Consider the following 16982-nt stretch of genomic DNA (forward strand, 5'->3'; position numbering starts at 1 on the left):
ACATAATTAGCCCCCTTTGCGCAAGGCGAAGGGGGCTGCTTTTATCTCATTTTACGCCGAACAATGAGAATCGTCGCTCCAATAATTCCGACGACTACAACGCCAGTCAGCGCGATCCAGATCGTTGGGTCTATCTGACCCGAATCTTCTCCATCAATCCGAGCTTGTTCCGTCGGAATTTTTCCCACGCCTAAAGCAGCAAGATCTTCTTGTGCTTGATCTAAGCTTTTTGTCCGATCACAAATGATAGTTACCAGCAACTCTTTATCGCCGTACATCGTTGAGGGATGCGCATAGACCAAATATTCCTTCCCTTTTTCAAAATTAAAACCACAATCTCCACCACCACTTCCCGTATGAACAGTGATCTGAGATTCCGTGCCGCCTTTCCATATACGGCTAACTTCGAATACCGCTGCTTTCGTCGAACCGCTCTTTGCGTTACTTTGCGCCTTCACTTCAAGAACACGTCCAGCAAAAACAGCTTCCGAATGGCTCAATTGTTCTTCGACCGTTTGCGGTTGGGCACATGAACAAGCATAAGCTGTCGATGAATGGAATCCTGTCATGATCGTTAAACCAATAACCATCATCACAATCAAACTTAGTAATTTGCGCAACATGACTCCCCCTTCCTTTTCTAACCCCGCATACAACATTAGTTACTTACCTATTACATAAACGTGCATGTTTCCCTAAATGTTTCAACCCTAGCAAAACTCTCACCAAGCAGATCTGCCACTTGTACTTCGAACAACATTCCCCTATACTTTCAATACTTATCATTATTCCATTCTAGCTGAAGGAGCCAACACAGATGCCTATATCCCCAAAAGATCTCGTCCAACAGTTCTTCCAACTCGTTCGTTCTGGCAAGCAGCCCGATGCGGCTCATGACTTCATGGCTGAACAAGTGCTAGCCCATCAAATGACCGCTGAAAATGAAACGACTGTTCATCGCACACCAGCGAATTATGCGGATCATGTGCGTGAGATGCTCACCGCCTATGGCGCTTTTCAATTAGAAATTCAGGAACTCCTAGCTCAAGAGAATCGTGTCTATGTGCGATGGAAGCAGACCGGTACGCATATCGGAGAGGTTGATGGCTACGCACCAACGGGGCACACGATTATCGAAATCGCTAGCGCCGTTTATCGTGTTGAGAATGAAAGAATCGTAGAATATTGGATTCAAATCGATCGTGAAGGCATTCGCAGACAACTTGAGCGAAATGCATCGTTATAAGCATGTAAAAGAAGCTGCTCCGAACTGGCTATTTTTGGCCAATAATCGGAACAGCTTCTCACCATTTTATTACGCATGTACACAACACTTTCATGCTTAGACCTATTTGGCAATCCAACTATCCAACCTCGCAACAATGTCCCGCATCACCTCATCGCGGTTGATTTCATTCAACATCTCATGTCTTCCACCTGGGTACAGCTTATAGCTGATATCTTGAATCCCAAGCTTTTCGTAGCCGCGAATGAGTCTGCGCACACCTTTTCCCTGTCCACCAACCGGGTCTTCCTCCCCTGAAAAAATATAGATAGGGACATCCTTACGAATACGATTTGCATGCTGCGGTTGATGAATTTCTTTCAGACCTTTAAAGAAATCTCGGAAATAACCAGAAGTGAAGATACCGCCGCAATAAGGGTCCTTCATATAAGCATCAACTTCATGTTCATCTCGACTCAACCAATCAAAGGCCGTACGATTCGGCTTGAATCTAGCGTTAAAGTTTCCGAAAGACAGCGCAGTCAGCATTAAGCTTCTAAAATGATCCCCGCGAATCGCCGCTTCAACAGTCGCTATCGCAATCCCTGCATGAAGCGCTGCGCCTTCTTTTCCATTTGAGCCTGACAATATAATCCCCTGCACGTGAGCCGGATAACGTTCCATATAGGACACCATATAATACTGGGTTAAAAATGACCCCATACTATGCCCTAGAATGAAAAGTGGCAGGTGATCTCGTTTATGATCCTGTATAAGTAACTCGCTGTTAGGTTCATAGCGATTCCGAATCTGCATCGTAATTTGCCCCATGATATCAGCCATCGCATGGAAGCTGTCCTTGCCAAACTTGCCAACAGCATCGAGAGAGCCTGCCGTTTGTCCATGACCCAAGTGATCATTCGCATAAACGGCGTAGCCATTCTGTGTTAACACTACAGCTAAGCGTTCATATCTGGCAGCCGTTTCTGCCATTCCATGAGCAATTTGTACAAACCCCTTTATGGCCACATCTGCCGAAGGAAGCCACTCGTACACATAGTGCTTGTTTCCCTGCGCATCTTCCCAAATAAAGTGCCCTTTACGCATAAGATTCTCCTTCCAAATCCGCTGTTCTCCCTCTTTAGTATACGCTTTCTTAGAAATGATAACAGCCCCCATTCCGAAGGAATGAGGGCTACCTGAATAAGTGCGTTATGAACTTATACTTTACTCTTTTGTTTGTTCGATTTCACAGCCTGCAAAGGCGTTTGAGCCTGTGGGCTTGCCGGTGTTTCAAACCTTTTTCGTTCCGTTTTGTCGATTTGTGTAATCTTGCCATCGTGGACAACAATTTGCACAGATCCGTATTCTAAACCTTCTAATATTTGCTTAATTCGCTCTACCCATATTTCATCCAGCTCCAGTGGTTTCGCCATCCTCATGCCTCCAAGTCAAATTAAATTGTCCAATCATTCCACTCATTGTTTCGTTTATACATATAATTCAGCCAATCTCCTGTTTTCTCCAGCAATTCTGTCGTTGAGGGTGTCGTCGAGTACGTATGATTTGCTTGATACACGAGTTCTAAGTCGCATTGACCTTCTTGACGCAGCCAAAACATCTTCTGATATAAAGGCGCATAATCAACGGGTATCGTTTCATCAGCCGTGCCATGGACAACAAAAACATCGCCTGTAAACTTACGTAATTGCTCAAAAGGTTGATGCTGAGATAAAGATTCGAAGAATCGACTTGTTAGTTTATATCCATGATGATCGATCGAACCACCCATAGGCAGTTTCTCATATTCGTTTTTGCCGACGATTCGCATAATATCGTTGTGTGGATGTGCAACAGCTGACCATAGAACTAAGGTTTTAACGCGATGATCCTTCGCTGCCGTTAGAACTGCCGCGGCTCCACCTAAGCTGTGTCCAAGTAGAATAACTCGACTCAGATCTACACAATCTATGGAAACACCATAATCAATGACTCGGCGAGTCTGCTCAATGAGGACATCTAGGCCACCTGCGCCATAATCCCCAGTACTCTCACCACATCCGCCGTAATCAAAACGAAGAACTAGATAACCTTGCGCACTAAAATAACGAGCCGCCTTAACAAAAAGCCGGTCCACACCGATTCGACTCCCAATAAATCCGTGACAAATGATAATTAAGGGCCAACGCTGACAATCGGCTTTAACCGCTGTGGGTTGCTGTGTAGGGTAATGTAATGTTGCGGCTAATTCGACATCTTCGCATTGAATCGTGATGGCATGCTCCATGCTGGTAACTCCCTTTCTTTACTCATATTATTCTTATAAATTTACTCGGAATTAGAATGTAAACATATCTTAGCATGGCAAAATATTGGTGTCAATGCTCAATTCACATAATTATCCAAGCATTTTTAAAATACAACTTGTTCCTGTATCATTCCTAAAGTTGGAGAAATTTATGTTTCATTTTCTTCTTATTTTTTCTTACTACTATATATCCCACAATAACTTGACCTCACTTATTTTTTCCTAAATTAGTTATTGACAGAATAATCCTGCCACTGTTATATTCATTTTAATAAAACCAAGTAAGTTGGTATGCTTTATGAGAATAGGTGGTGTTCCATGCAGAACAAGGTTTTCAAGGCGACGGTTCGATCCGTGCTTATAGGCTACTTAATTGTGTTTCTTCTTATCCCCATTGCCACCATCTACGTCAAAGGATTTTCGTTAGGATGGGAGCCGTTTTGGAAAGAAGTCACAGGACCTTTAGCATGGAAGTCAATTGTATTAACAGTTAAGCTCAGCATTATAGCAACAGTCATCCAAGCCATAATAGGAACGATTATCGCCTATGTACTTGTCAGATACCGTTTCCGAGGACAGAGTATCTTGAACAGCATGGTCGACCTCCCTTTCGCACTCCCAACCTCTGTTGCTGGATTAATGTTTCTAACGTTACTAGGTCCACAAAGTCCACTAGGATCTTGGCTAGACTCTGTAGGGATTAAACTTCTCTATAATCAAACTGCCATTGTGATCGGTCTTATCTTCGTTACTTTTCCCTTTGTGGTTCGAACGGTTCAACCGCTATTGGAGCAGATTGATCCAGCTGAAGAACAAGCAAGCTTTACATTAGGAGCAAACAGGTTCTATACGTTCTATCGCATCGTATTACCAGCGCTATTACCTGGTACGATTGCTGGCAGCATGCTCGCTTTTTCTCGATCACTTGCAGAATTTGGTGCCATTGCTTTAATCTCAGGTAATTTACCCGGGAAAACGATGGTGGCATCGGTCTATATATATGGTGAAACGCAGAACTACAATCCAGAAGGCGCAGCTGCTATCTCGTTAGTCCTCCTCACACTTTCCGTCCTGATTCTATGGGCAGTCCATATCGGGACACGCGGAAAGGGGCGGATAGCATGAGAAGATTACTGATCGGCATTTCTTTTTTGGTTATATTCCTACTAATCATATTGCCTTTCTTAGGGATAACATTTGGCGCATTTGAAGATGGTCCACGCGCTTTCCTAGATGCACTTACACGCCCTGAAGCACTTCACGCACTGAAGATATCCGCCATCATTGTCGCCATCGTAACTATTCTTAATGCAATTATAGGCATTTATATTTCTTTAGAAATTGTTAGAGGCTCATGGATTTCACGTTGGTTGAAACCAATCATTAATGCTCTAATCGATCTGCCGTTTGCTGTATCGCCTATCATTGTAGGTTTAATGGTTATTTTAATCTTCGGTCCAAACACAGCATTAGGCACATTCCTTGAAGACCATAACATGAAAATTGTTTATGCGATTCCAGGTATGGTGATTGCGACCATGTTCATCACCTTCCCTCTCATGGTACGTGAAGTAGTACCTTTACTTGAGGAGATCGGAACGCAGTCCGAGGAAGCTTCGGCAACTTTAGGCGCAGGCCCTTTTCGCACGTTCTTCCAAGTCACATGGCCGAGTATTCGATGGGGTGTCGTGTATGGGTTAATTTTAACCATCGCTCGCTCACTTGGTGAGTTCGGATCTATCCTTGTTGTCTCAGGCAACATTATTAATCAAACTCAAACAGCTACGACACTCGTGTATCAAGATGCTGAGCAGTTCCAGCTCATTGCTGCTAATAGCGTAGCTTTCGTATTAGGTCTCATATCCATCACGATTTTGTTAGCGTTAGAGTGGTTGAAACGCAGAAGCGAAGCAACGAGAACTCATGGAGGAGGATCCCCACATGCACATTGAAGTGACCAACTTAAATAAACATTACGGTGAATTTCATGCGATCAAAGATGTTAATTTCAAAATACAAGAAGGGCATCTTGTTGGATTGATTGGACCGAGCGGTGGCGGTAAAACCTCCATCCTGCGGATGTTGTCAGGACTTGAAAGTCCAACTGGCGGCGATATTTATTTCGATGGCAAGCTTGCGACTCATCTCCCTGTTCAGGAAAGAGGCATTGGCTTCGTATTTCAAAGCTACGCGCTCTTCAAGCATATGACTGTATTTGATAACGTCGCTTATGGGCTCAAAGTGCTTAAGAAATCGAAAGCTGAGATTCAAGACCGTGTTTCTTATCTGTTGAACTTAATGGGTCTCGCTGGTCATGAGCGCAAATATCCGCACCAGCTGTCTGGCGGCCAACGCCAACGTGTTGCTTTCGCTAGAGCATTAGCACCTGAACCGCGGCTGCTCCTTCTTGACGAACCATTCGCCGCGATTGACGCCAAGATCCGTAAAGAACTTCGCGTCTGGCTGCGAAATCTCATCAGCGAATTTAAAGTTACGACGCTTTTCGTTACGCATGATCAGGATGAGGCGATCGAAGTTGCTGATGAAATCATTTTGGTCCAAGGCGGCAAAATTGAACAGCAAGGAAGTCCATGGGAGATTTACACGAAGCCCGCTTCCCCTTTCGCCGCTTCCTTTATTGGCGAATCTAATGTGCTCTCCTCCTATTCGCCGCTTGTCGGATTCCCAACTCTTGCTGATCTTCAACAAGACGGCAAATGGCAGGCTGATGTGAATGTACTTATTCGACCAGAGAATATCGAAGTTCGTCCACACAACGTCAGTCATTTGGCGACGGCTGGCGAAAAAGGCAAAGTCACACATGTTCACTTCCGCGGAGATTCCTGGTATTTGGAAATGGATACCGGTCAATTTAAGCTTTTCGCTTATCAGCCCGTGAAAGAACGCATCTATCAAGTTGGCGATGAAGTCAACATCCTGATCCATCAGATTTCTGTATTCACCCAATCAGGTACAACCTGGATTGATAATCAGGCGAAACAAGATCCGCAGCCTGTCTTCATATAATTTTCGAAAAAATAAGCTTTAGACAAGAAGGGGAGTTGTTAACCATGAAAAAATTTAAATCACTTGGACTCGTTACTGCAGCCTTATTCACAGCAAGTATTACCCTGACAGCTTGCGGATCAGGCACAACGAAACCGGCTAGCACAAGCGCTCCGACAGCCGCTGCAACGACCGCTGCAAGTTCAGCACCCAAAACCGAAGGCGGTAAAGTAACCATCACAATTGGAGCCTACTCCATCCTAAAAGATTCTTTTGAAGTGATCCTGCCTAAATTTAAAGAAGATTATAAAAAGAAAACAGGTACGACTGTTGAATTCCAAGAATCCTATGTCGCTTCTGGTTCACAAGCAACAGCTATCATTCAAGGCTTTGAAGCGGACATCGCTCCTCTCTCTCTCGAAGGAGATATTCAAAAAATCGTGGAAAAAGGTCTAATCACACATGACTGGAAAAACACGCCGCAAAAAGGATTCGTAACGACTTCTATCGCCGCTATTGGTGTTCGTGAAGGAAATCCAAAAGGTATTAAGGATTGGTCTGATCTGACAAAGCCAGGCGTTGAAGTTCTGATCCCGAACCCAAGCACATCTGGTGGTGCGAAATGGGACATTAATGCGGTTTATGGAGCTGGTCTCAAAATCTCTGAAGCTGCTGGTAAACAAGATCCTGCCGCAGCAAAAGATCTTGTAGCTAAAATCTACAAAAATATTAAAGTTCTCGATAAGAGTGGTGCTGATTCCCTAACTACGTTCGATAAAGGTGTTGGCGACGCGATCATCACTTATGAGAATGAGCTTGTTGCTCGTATCCAAACTGGAAAAAAATATGTAGAAGTGATTCCACAATACACGACTTCCATTGAGAATCCAGTTGCCATTATCGATAAATATGTAGATAAGCACGGTAACCGCGAAGCTGTTCAAGCGTTCTATAATTACCTGTTCTCTGCTGATGCTCAAAAAGTTTTTGCTGACAAAGGCTTCCGCTCTGTGCTTCCTGAAGTCGCTAAGCAATATGAGAAAAATTACACAACACCAGCTGGACTATTCAATATCGAATACCTTGGCGGTTGGGATAAAGTGAACAAAGAGCTTTATGGTAAAGGCGCAATTTGGGAAACCATTCTCGCTGAAGGCGGAGCTAAGTAATCTATTCATTGCAATAAAAGAAGACCCTCAGAGCTGCTCTGGGGTCTTCTTTTTTTTAAAACACGGGCTACTTCGCACCTTTGACTTGCTCCGGATATTTAATCCGCTTCAACTCCGCCACAATAATGATCGTAATAATTACGAGCATAAACCAAGAGCTAATTTTACCCCAATGGACAATTCGCCAGGAAATTTCTTGATCTGGATAGCGCCAAGCACCAAGAAAAGTCGAAATATTTTCTGCCAGCCAAATAAAAAAAGCAACTAACATAAACGAAAGGATGGTGTGCAACCGATACGTTGTGGTTGTAACCGTAAAGCGAATATGCGATTTGTAAAACAGAATCACAATCAAGGCGATTAGAATCCATCGAATATCATAGGCAAAATGATGAGTAAAAAAATTGGCATAAATACTTACCGACATGATAATCGCTATCGAAGTTCTAGGCCAATGGATTAGATGCAAATCAAATCGTTTCCAGGCCTGACACACATAACTGGAGACGCTGGCATACATGAAGCCGCTGTACAAGGGGACTCCCCCTATTTTGGTCCAGCCTTCCTCCGGATATGACCACGAACCCATGTGCACTTTATATAACTCAAGCCCGAGTCCAATAATGTGAAACACCGTGATAACCTTGAGTTCATCCACACTTTCCAATTTCGTCCACACGAGTACAACTTGGGCAAGAATGCATACGAGTAAAATGAAATCATAGCGATGCAAGAATGGTAACGTTAGAACTTTAGATACTGCCAATGTCAAAAATATGACAACCGGGAAAATACAGCATAACGCTTGCTTCCAACCGAATAGGAGAAAATCCTTCACATGCTCTCTCTTCATTCTGTCTCCTGTGACTCATTGGATTTCATATATTTGACCTCAGAATGATTCACATTAACCAACGCTTCGTCCACAAGAGAGTCATCCTGTTTGTTTATCTTTTGCCGCCAAATCTCATTGCCTCTGTACCATTTATTATCCTTTTGATAGAATTCATGATTTTTCTCTTTCACTCGATAGCTAAAAGTCAGCTCCGAATCGCTGTATATTGCACCTTCTAAGTACTCTTCCGATACACGAAGATGAAATTGAAACCGGTAAGGAGTAGGATTATAAAATTGCAAATCTAGGTAGTTATAGAACACACTCGTCCCCGTACCGAATGGAATTACCCTGCGATCATCCGGGAATAGATCAAAACTATGATGATGTCTCTCCTTAATATCCAGCGGCGTATGTAAGGCTAACCAATACAGCATATTAGCTAACTGACACAGCCCTCCCCCGGTTCCTACACGCACCTCACCATATGACAGCATAAGGCCTTCAATATAGCCTTTCTCCTTGCTAGTCACACCGATAAGCTTCCAGAAAGAGAACGTTTCCCCAGGATGTATCACTACCCCATCTACGTGCTGCAATGCGATTTTCAAATTCACGATTTTATTTTCTTGTAAAATAGGATCCGTATGCCCGAGAACACGACGTAAAATCGATTTATGCTTCTTCAGTGTATAAGTAAGCCTCTGAGAACTGCTACCGGATACAAATGTGATTCTCGGGTTCCAATTCTTCATGTGTCTTTTGAGGATCAGCTGTTTAACTCGGAGCCGGTATAAGTATGGAAACTGCTTGCCTATTCGTTGTTTCATCGTAACCAAATCCACGATTTATTCATCCTTATCTATGACAATGACATGTAGGAAGCTTTTCCTCTTCCATTTGACTTTCTATCGAACCAAAAAGTTCTAGTGTTACAAATCTTTTCGTTCCCAAAGCCTCTTAACACCCACTAAAGTAAGATCATGAAATTCCATCCGATAAATATCCGGCATCGAAGTTGTCTCCCAGAACTTATAATCATAACTTGGATCAAAGTAATTCATGATTAAAGTCATGATGTCGCCGTGCGTGCCAATTACCACGTTTGACCCTTTATGTACCGTCAAAATATGTTTGAAAACGTTGATTGCTCTGTCTTGTGCCTCTTGGCTCGACTCCCCCTCTATATAGGAGAACTGAAAGTCATCATAGACTTGTTGCTTGGCTAACTTAAAATCGATCTCTTGAAAATCACCCATAGTTCGTTCTCTCAAATCCTCATAGGTACGAATTTCTCTATTACCGGCAGCTGCTTTAATCGTTTGAATAGCACGCTTATATGGACTCGATATGAATATATCCACGTCCACCTTATCCAAAATCGCTTTAACAGTTAATGCATCCCCTTGCCCCTTGTTCGTAAGGCCTCTCTCCCTGTCCATATTTGCGATATAGAGAGATTCTGCGTGTCTGACCAAGTAGATATGCGTTTTCATCGTAGTCTCCTTCTGGTCAATGTCAGCTCTTAATTGTCTGTCCTTCTTCACTACTATTCAATATCTGCCCAAGTATTCCTTCCTTTTCCAAATGAAAAAAGCAGCCCCTTCAATGGGAGCTGCTAGCATAATCGTTTAGATGAACATCTTATAAACGGTTTTCTTTTCGTAGCTTGCGGGCAGTAAAACGCGCTTCCGCTGATTCGAACAATCGCTTCTCTTCATCCGATTCCGCAATAATGCCAGGCACGGGACACGGCTGCCCTTGCTCGTCTAAAGCGACAAATGTAAGGAACGAGGTAGCTGTGTGTTTCTTCTCACCGGTCAATAAGTTCTCCGACTCAATCTTCACGTAGACCTCCATCGAACTGCGATGCGTCCACGTTACGAACGCTTCCAACTGAATCGCTTCACCAAGCTTCACTGGGGCAAAGAAATCCAAACTGTCACTCGACGCGGTGACGACGCTCTTCCGACAATGACGCATAGAAGCAATTGTTGCTACTTTATCTATATACTGCATAACACGACCACCAAACACGGTGTTATGGTAGTTCGTGTCCGCTGGTAAAATAATTTCTGTCAACACGGTTCGAGACAGTCTTGCTGCTTTGGGTTCCATAGTGGTTGCCTCCGGATGATGACCTCAGACAGGTAGGGCTACTGCAGTCATACTATTTTTTAGTTATAGTTTAATGTAAGCTTACTTGCGGCTTCTTTCGCCAGGCTCCGCGCTTCTTCCACCGTTTGTCCTGAACTTAGTGCAACTGCCATACGACGACCAACTTTGGTTTCTGGCTTGCCAAACACTCTGACTTGCGTATTAGGCACAGATAACGCTTCATCAATCCCGCTAATAGTGTATTCAACTTGCTCGCGATCTGCCTTAAGTGTGTAGCTGGCTCCTGGTGTTAATAGGCGAACGCCTGTGATTGGGAACCCAAGAATAGCTCTTGCATGTAGGGCAAACTCACTAAGATCTTGCGTAGCCATCGTTACCATTCCTGTATCATGTGGACGCGGTGATACTTCACTGAAGTACACGCCATCTGCCGTCAGGAATAGTTCAACACCATATAACCCATGTCCGCCGAGTGCGTCCGTAATCGTTTTGGCCATGTGCTTAGCATCTATGATTTGCTGCTCCGACATCGTGTGCGGCTGCCAAGATTCGATGTAGTCGCCATCCTTTTGAATGTGACCGATAGGCTCGCAGTAGGTTGTCCCAGATACGGAACGAACCGTCAACAACGTAATTTCAGATTCGAAATGGATAAATTCCTCGACGATAACACGAGCGTTTTTGGCACGTCCGCCTTCCATCGCGATGTTCCACGAAGCTTCTACACCCTCGGGCGTGCGACAAACGCTTTGTCCTTTACCGGACGAGCTCATGATCGGCTTGATCACGCAAGGCGTCCCAATTACTGCAACAGCTGCGTGCAGCTCTTCAAGACTGTTGGCAAATTCATATTTAGCCGTGCGCAAGCCCAATGTTTCGGAAGCCAGTCGACGAATCCCTTCTCTGTCCATCGTCAAACGAGAAGCGGTCGCTGTCGGGATTACACGGTAGCCTTCCTTCTCTAAGTCAACTAGAACGGAAGTCGCAATCGCTTCAATCTCAGGCACGATAAGATCAGGGCGTTCTTTTTCGATAATCGCACGAAGCTGCTCGCCATCCAACATAGAAATGACATGGCTGCGATGAGCAACCTGCATAGCTGGCGCATTCGCATAACGGTCAACAGCAATTGTCTCAATACCAAGACGCTGTGCTTCAATGATGACTTCTTTACCCAGCTCACCTGAGCCAAGCAGCATGATTTTTTTGGACTTGTTTGATAAAGGTGCACCGTACATAAGATGAAAAGCCTCCTAAAGGTATGATGAGTTTCATAAAAACTTGATAATTGTGTATGTAATACCTCCGATAATTGTCGGAGTATGGCGAAATTTACCTAGAATGACCCTGATCTATTGTACTGGATTTTGAGGGCAAAAGATAGATGAGATCGTGGCAAAAGCTTGATAAGATCGACTGAAAGTTTCATATGCGACACGTTTAGAATGGCTCAGACACCTTCAATGAGTAGGGATACATGGAAAACATACATCTATGGATTTTCTCCAGTTAATTCAGGGATTTAGGAGAGAAAAGCAATAAATCCGATTAATTAACTGGAGTTTTCCAATTAAAGATGCAGATTAAGTGCAAGATCAAGTGCAAGATCAAGTGCAAGATCAAGTGCAAGATCAAGTACTGATTGACTTCAGCAAAAGCTTGCGTAATATCGGCACGAGCTGTTCATACAGCTCCTCGACATGTGGCACAACGATGCTGCTGCGCCCATACATATTGCGCATTGCGTTCCGCTGTGTCTCATGCACGGTGCCATTGGCTAGAAACACACTGATCACCTCGACGCCTAAGCGTCTAGCTTGGAGGACGGCTTCATGTGTATCTAGGATGCCGACGTCATTGTAATTGGCTGCCGAAGGCTCCCCATCCGAGAAAACGAGGAGGATGCGTTGCCTCTCTGTGCGCCGCAGCAGCCGCTTCGTCATCTCGCGAATGGCAAAGCCATCGCGATTGTCCTGCTGCGGCTCTAGCTGCATGAGAGCCGCACCGCTAGTGGCCGCGAGGCAGGAGTCGAAGTCCAGCGCAACCTGGAACAGGTTCGGTGCCTCCTGCTCTGTGACGCGGTCTGCGTCCTCCCAGAATCCCACAATTTCATGGGGGATTCTGAGATTTTGGAGCGTCTCGTGGAATAACACGAGACCGAGCTTGGTTTCGTCCATTTTGTCATACATGGACGCTGAGCAGTCGACGAGCAGCGCGAACGCTGCGTCGAGCTGTGGGACTGGCGCGCGCTTCTTATAGAAGAGGCGCGGCTGCTCTTGCGTGACGGCTCGCGTAAGCCGCTTGTCGAGCCGCCCGAACAGGCGATCGCCGCGCGGGGCGATCCGCTTCTGCTCCAGCGTGCGCCGTATCGCACGCTGCAAAGGCTTCGCGAGCGGCGCTGCGCGCTCGCTCAGGCGCCTGAACCCGTCCTCCTGCGCAGCAGTAGGACGTTCAGGCGCCAGCCAGGTCGCCGTCGCATACGCGGCGACCTCGGCTTCCCCGTGCCCCGCGGACGCGGGCACGGAAGTGCCTTGGCGCCGCTCAGCGGCGGCGCCGGTGCGCTGGGCGCGCTGCGAGCGCCCCTGGGTGATGGCGAGCGCCTGGTCGGCGGCATCGCCCTCACGGGGCGCAGAGCCCTGCGCGGCGGTGCGTGCGCCGCGCTCAAGCTCGAACCGCAGCAGCCCAGGGCTGCGGTCGCTGCTCTCGCGGTGCCAAGTCGGCAGCCGCTCTTGGCCGGGTAATTGACGCTCCCCCTCTTGCTTGGGGAGCACATCCTCATTCGCGAGCCGCTTCGCGCGCCTTAGCTCGCCTTTGTAATCCGCAGGCAAGGGCGTCGCGATTCCGCTTCCCTGCTGCGTCCAAAAATACGCTGTCGCAGCATCTCGTTCTAGCCACTCAGACAGAATGTTGTGCATCCGTTCACATAAAGCTGCAACATCAGCCGTATGCGCTGCCGCTTCCACTTGTTCGAGCAAATCATAAAGCCCAGCTAGACGGCTGGAAAACTCGCTCCCGATTGAAGAAGCTGGCAGCTCTTGCTGCCACGACTTTCCAGTAAACCAACCATAGACGAATAAAAGAACAGCATCTGACAACTCATTCTTAGTCAAATGCGTTCGGAGCTTATGTTGGAAATAACCACTTAAGATGCGATGCCGATGTATGAAAACAGCTCCCGTACCTGGACGCTGACTACGACAAATCCGCTCTAAGCGCATATCCTCACAAAGGGCAAATAAGCTATTGGCCAGCTTGGGGAACTTAGCCTGTGCACAATAGTGAAGGTAAGCAGTGACAGCCTCACTCCCTGTAAACCAGGCACTGCCTAGACAACGCAGATACACATCGCTTTTCATGCCTGCTGTTTTGTCCCGTAGCGGATAATCCCACCAGAATTGACTCACTGTCATCTGGCTAGCTGACTCATCATAATGGGCGTGATAAGCTGCCTCCACTTCGAGCTTACCGCGTTTCGTAAATAACCGTGCCAAATCCACTAACTGCATGTGCAGCATGGCATCGATTTTATCATCCAGACGGCTTAGGCTTCCTACGAACATGGTGTTACAGCAACGTTTCAGCTGTATTGAGTACGGCTGCACGTTCCCTTTCATCCTCTAACTTATCTGCGATTGCGCGGGTTACTGCTCGCATAGGAGGAATATATGCTGCCAAATCACAGGCATCTAACAGTGCACGGATTGATCCCGCTTCATCCGGCAACTGTCCCATCTCAATAAGAGAAAGCAGATCAGCTGAGAGCTGAACGAAGGTGCGGATCAGCTTCTCATCACGTAAAACAGAACGACTTTTTAATAACTGGAACAAGAGCTCGCCTTGCAGATAGGGGACATCAATGGTGACGAAACGATTTTTCAACGCTTCATTTAAAGGCACTGTACCAATGTATCCCTCATTAATTGCTGCAACGACTCTAAAATTCGGATGTGCCGTAATCACTTCGCCTGTAAAGGGATTGGTAATCGATCGACGGTGATCTAATACGCCATTGATTAGTGGGAGTGTCTCTGGCTTGGCCATATTGATTTCGTCAATATAGAGCAGGTGTCCCTTCGTCATTGCTTTCATAATGGGCCCTGGGATGAACGCAATTCCACTTCTGCCCTGTTCATCATGTGTCAATGTTTTAAAGCCTAACAAAGCCTCTGCATCTAAATCCGTGGAACAATTCACACTGTGCATGGGTAGGTTAAACACGGATGAAACATGCTCAGCTAGTTTCGTTTTACCCGAGCCTGTCGGTCCCTTCAGCAGCACATTTTTGCCTAAGAAAAGTGAAAGAATGGCATCCGTAAGCAGCTCCTCTGACGGTGCTTCATAGGCAGCTGAGCCAATCAATTTATGATCCTCTGTTGTATGTACTATCCGGTTAAGCTCTCCCAAGTGGGAGTGAACTTCATGTGGTAACCCATCTATCTTCAATACTCCTGACATCATCGCGTAATTATCCTTTCCTGAGTGCATATTCTCTAACTATTATCAGGAAACCGCGAATTGTCAAGCTTCTCAAGTGTGCCAAAGCTCCTCGATAACCGCATGTGCGTAAAATGAAATGGCTTCACCACAAGAAGGACAACTTGGTTTGGAAGGAAAATCGTTGTATAGCTGTGCCAGACTATAGGCCGTTTCATAATTGATTGCGACCATCACATCCTCTTTATGTACATACTCGCAAATTCGCGAGCTGCAGTAGGCACGAACCTTATATTTATTACTCATGAGCTGCTATTAAACGTATAATGCACCATCGTATTAAACTCATATAGGTACGTATCCATACGTTTATTTGTTTGCTGTTGCCTGTCATAGTACATCATCCGATTGACGAAAAGCTCATTCGAGGAGATATACACCTTCGAATCCGGATAAACCCTCTTAATCACATGTCGAATGGCATTCATGTTCTCCGAAGACATGGGTTTCGCTGTGACCCAGTCCATCTGCGCACCAACGCCTGATCCGAACAATCCAGCTTCTGTTGATGGATCATTATTTTTGCTTAACTCCTTGGCTTTCTCGTTATCACGTTTATCCTGCCGCTCCCCTAGATCAACAGCCACATAAATATTCGTATCCGTCATTGCAATGGAGGCCCCGCCAAGATGTGTCTCCTGCATCAACTGATCTGCCAATTCTCTGTTCATGGAAAGATACGTGTTCTGGTGTTGTGGGTTGTCTGCTTTGCCCAATTGAGTTTCTGTCAATTGCTCCGCTTGACTACCGCTAATGACATCCGACGAATTCATCTTCAACTTGCCACTGCCGGAATCTGATAAACCAACGCTTTGAATCGACACCGATGCCTTCTCTAGTTGATTTGAAGGTGCCGCTGAACACCCTGTTAAACCGACGAGTGCAGCCGTCATGATGACTGACATTTTCACAGCTTTCATCGTCATTCCCCCTATTTTTTTCTCTATCATGTACTAGTTATTTGGAAGTCCATCTGCTTCCTTTGTATACGCAATTAGCGCAATTTCGTACCCTAATTCCTCTTTCATACGAGATTCCAGATTGCGAAGTTCTTGCATCAATTCTTCATGAATGTCCAAATTTGCAAAATGATACGAGGCCATACCCATGTTTAGTCCCCCTTTCTAATCAGCTATTGACACTAGTGTTAATATGGACCAATTGCCTTATTTTTACTAAACATAACGTGAAAGATCTTAGCTGCTATCCCCTTTATGCCCGAAACTCGTTGGAAAAATGCGGTTATTCCGCGGTTTTCCACATTTTTCCCCATTACAAATGAAAAAACTCCACAAAAGCTGCACAATCGCAGTTTTTATGGAGCAACGTTTTATTCGCTTTTCTTACGTGTCTCATCCATTTCTTCTAACAATTTACGAACAGCTTCCGGATCCACATTTCCTTGATCATGAAAAGCTCGAAGTTTCTTAAGCAAATCTGCTGCTATAGCCTCATCTTCGGTTTGTTGAGCTTCATGAGAAGGATCAAACCAGATGTAGAAGCCCTCGGGACCATTTCGTAAAAAGGAAGCTTTCCAATGTTCGGGGTAGGCATATCCTTGCTCGCCAAAAATCATGCCAAGCACATCATCGTTTTCAATAGGCATTAAATAGTGAAAAGATTCCGGCACTCCCGTATTCGAGAAATCACGATGCATGTAGGCGTAATGCAAATAATGTTCCCCGGTCTCTGAATCCTTGGATACTTCATACAGATCTAACTCCGTTTGAAGCAGCTCCTTCACAGAAATAATTCGTGCTGCTAGTGTCTCTGCTGAAATTTTCTGCTGCTGTGTTAAAGATGCTTCCATTTGACCCACCTCCTATC

At 45.4% G+C, this 16982-nt stretch carries 19 protein-coding genes; 5 read left to right on the plus strand and 14 right to left on the minus strand.

Annotated features, from left to right (window positions below; all coding sequences use genetic code 11):
• Positions 1 to 41: 41 nt before the first annotated feature.
• Positions 42 to 623 carry a hypothetical protein gene (locus AC58QT_RS06560; RefSeq protein ID WP_497408253.1) on the minus strand — a complete coding sequence of 194 codons (582 nt, stop codon included), beginning with the start codon at positions 621 to 623 and terminating at the stop codon, positions 42 to 44.
• A 194-nt stretch (positions 624 to 817) separates the two neighbouring features.
• On the opposite strand from AC58QT_RS06560, the gene AC58QT_RS06565 reads away from it, so the two are divergent.
• Entirely contained in the window at positions 818 to 1246 is a 429-nt protein-coding gene (locus AC58QT_RS06565) for an ester cyclase (RefSeq protein ID WP_497408254.1), read from the plus strand.
• Between the two features lie 102 nt (positions 1247 to 1348).
• Here the strand turns inward: AC58QT_RS06565 and AC58QT_RS06570 are convergent, their stop codons facing one another.
• The 3 genes from AC58QT_RS06570 to AC58QT_RS06580 form a co-directional block, all read right to left on the minus strand.
• On the minus strand, positions 1349 to 2332 hold the full coding sequence (locus AC58QT_RS06570) for an alpha/beta fold hydrolase (protein ID WP_497408255.1): 984 nt from the start codon (positions 2330 to 2332) through the stop codon (positions 1349 to 1351).
• A 113-nt stretch (positions 2333 to 2445) separates the two neighbouring features.
• On the minus strand, positions 2446 to 2661 hold the full coding sequence (locus AC58QT_RS06575; protein ID WP_497408256.1) for a YezD family protein: 216 nt from the start codon (positions 2659 to 2661) through the stop codon (positions 2446 to 2448).
• A gap of 20 nt (positions 2662 to 2681) precedes the next feature.
• Complete coding sequence (locus AC58QT_RS06580; RefSeq protein ID WP_497408257.1) at positions 2682 to 3512, minus strand: alpha/beta hydrolase family protein; 831 nt, start codon at positions 3510 to 3512, stop codon at positions 2682 to 2684.
• 339 nt (positions 3513 to 3851) lie between these two features.
• On the opposite strand from AC58QT_RS06580, the gene cysT reads away from it, so the two are divergent.
• Genes cysT through AC58QT_RS06600 form a run of 4 tightly spaced genes read left to right on the plus strand, consistent with a single transcriptional unit; the run spans position 3852 to position 7708 of the window.
• The gene (gene cysT / locus AC58QT_RS06585; RefSeq protein WP_497281739.1) at positions 3852 to 4658 is read left to right on the plus strand and encodes a sulfate ABC transporter permease subunit CysT; all 807 of its coding nucleotides are present in this window, start codon (positions 3852 to 3854) and stop codon (positions 4656 to 4658) included.
• The gene (locus tag AC58QT_RS06590) at positions 4655 to 5485 is read left to right on the plus strand and encodes a sulfate ABC transporter permease subunit (RefSeq protein WP_497281741.1); all 831 of its coding nucleotides are present in this window, start codon (positions 4655 to 4657) and stop codon (positions 5483 to 5485) included. Before cysT ends, AC58QT_RS06590 begins: the two co-directional genes overlap by 4 nt.
• Positions 5475 to 6560, plus strand: coding sequence for an ABC transporter ATP-binding protein (locus tag AC58QT_RS06595; protein ID WP_497408258.1), 1086 nt, complete (start codon positions 5475 to 5477; stop codon positions 6558 to 6560). The genes AC58QT_RS06590 and AC58QT_RS06595 overlap by 11 nt, the downstream gene beginning before the upstream one ends.
• Before the next feature lie 44 nt (positions 6561 to 6604).
• The gene (locus tag AC58QT_RS06600; protein ID WP_497408259.1) at positions 6605 to 7708 is read left to right on the plus strand and encodes a sulfate ABC transporter substrate-binding protein; all 1104 of its coding nucleotides are present in this window, start codon (positions 6605 to 6607) and stop codon (positions 7706 to 7708) included.
• A gap of 67 nt (positions 7709 to 7775) precedes the next feature.
• Here AC58QT_RS06600 and AC58QT_RS06605 read toward each other — a convergent pair whose 3' ends face one another.
• The 10 genes from AC58QT_RS06605 to AC58QT_RS06650 all read right to left on the minus strand — a co-directional run bounded on the left by AC58QT_RS06605 (position 7776) and on the right by AC58QT_RS06650 (position 16965).
• Positions 7776 to 8561: a DUF817 domain-containing protein gene (locus AC58QT_RS06605; protein ID WP_497408260.1), complete on the minus strand. Its 786-nt coding sequence runs from the start codon at positions 8559 to 8561 to the stop codon at positions 7776 to 7778.
• Positions 8558 to 9388, minus strand: a complete 831-nt coding sequence (locus tag AC58QT_RS06610) for a VanW family protein (protein WP_497408261.1) — start codon at positions 9386 to 9388, stop codon at positions 8558 to 8560. The genes AC58QT_RS06605 and AC58QT_RS06610 overlap by 4 nt, the downstream gene beginning before the upstream one ends.
• An 87-nt stretch (positions 9389 to 9475) precedes the next feature.
• The gene (locus tag AC58QT_RS06615) at positions 9476 to 10039 is read right to left on the minus strand and encodes a histidine phosphatase family protein (RefSeq protein WP_497408262.1); all 564 of its coding nucleotides are present in this window, start codon (positions 10037 to 10039) and stop codon (positions 9476 to 9478) included.
• Positions 10040 to 10187: 148 nt separating this feature from the next.
• A complete protein-coding gene (locus tag AC58QT_RS06620) occupies positions 10188 to 10661 on the minus strand; it encodes an acyl-CoA thioesterase (RefSeq protein ID WP_497281752.1) in 474 nt (157 codons plus the stop codon).
• Positions 10662 to 10720: 59 nt separating this feature from the next.
• Positions 10721 to 11899: a formate-dependent phosphoribosylglycinamide formyltransferase gene (gene purT / locus AC58QT_RS06625; protein ID WP_497408263.1), complete on the minus strand. Its 1179-nt coding sequence runs from the start codon at positions 11897 to 11899 to the stop codon at positions 10721 to 10723.
• A gap of 393 nt (positions 11900 to 12292) precedes the next feature.
• Positions 12293 to 14263 carry a nitric oxide reductase activation protein NorD gene (locus AC58QT_RS06630; RefSeq protein WP_497408264.1) on the minus strand — a complete coding sequence of 657 codons (1971 nt, stop codon included), beginning with the start codon at positions 14261 to 14263 and terminating at the stop codon, positions 12293 to 12295.
• Entirely contained in the window at positions 14226 to 15116 is an 891-nt protein-coding gene (locus AC58QT_RS06635; protein ID WP_497408851.1) for an ATP-binding protein, read from the minus strand. Before AC58QT_RS06635 ends, AC58QT_RS06630 begins: the two co-directional genes overlap by 38 nt.
• A 281-nt stretch (positions 15117 to 15397) precedes the next feature.
• Positions 15398 to 16075 (minus strand): hypothetical protein, encoded by a 678-nt coding sequence (locus tag AC58QT_RS06640; protein ID WP_497408265.1) that lies wholly within the window; start codon positions 16073 to 16075, stop codon positions 15398 to 15400.
• Positions 16076 to 16108: 33 nt separating this feature from the next.
• Positions 16109 to 16264, minus strand: coding sequence for a hypothetical protein (locus tag AC58QT_RS06645; protein ID WP_310223921.1), 156 nt, complete (start codon positions 16262 to 16264; stop codon positions 16109 to 16111).
• Positions 16265 to 16485: 221 nt separating this feature from the next.
• On the minus strand, positions 16486 to 16965 hold the full coding sequence (locus AC58QT_RS06650; RefSeq protein ID WP_497408266.1) for a hypothetical protein: 480 nt from the start codon (positions 16963 to 16965) through the stop codon (positions 16486 to 16488).
• Positions 16966 to 16982: the final 17 nt, after the last annotated feature.

The sequence above is a fragment of the Paenibacillus sp. J31R109 genome (genome assembly GCF_059692055.1).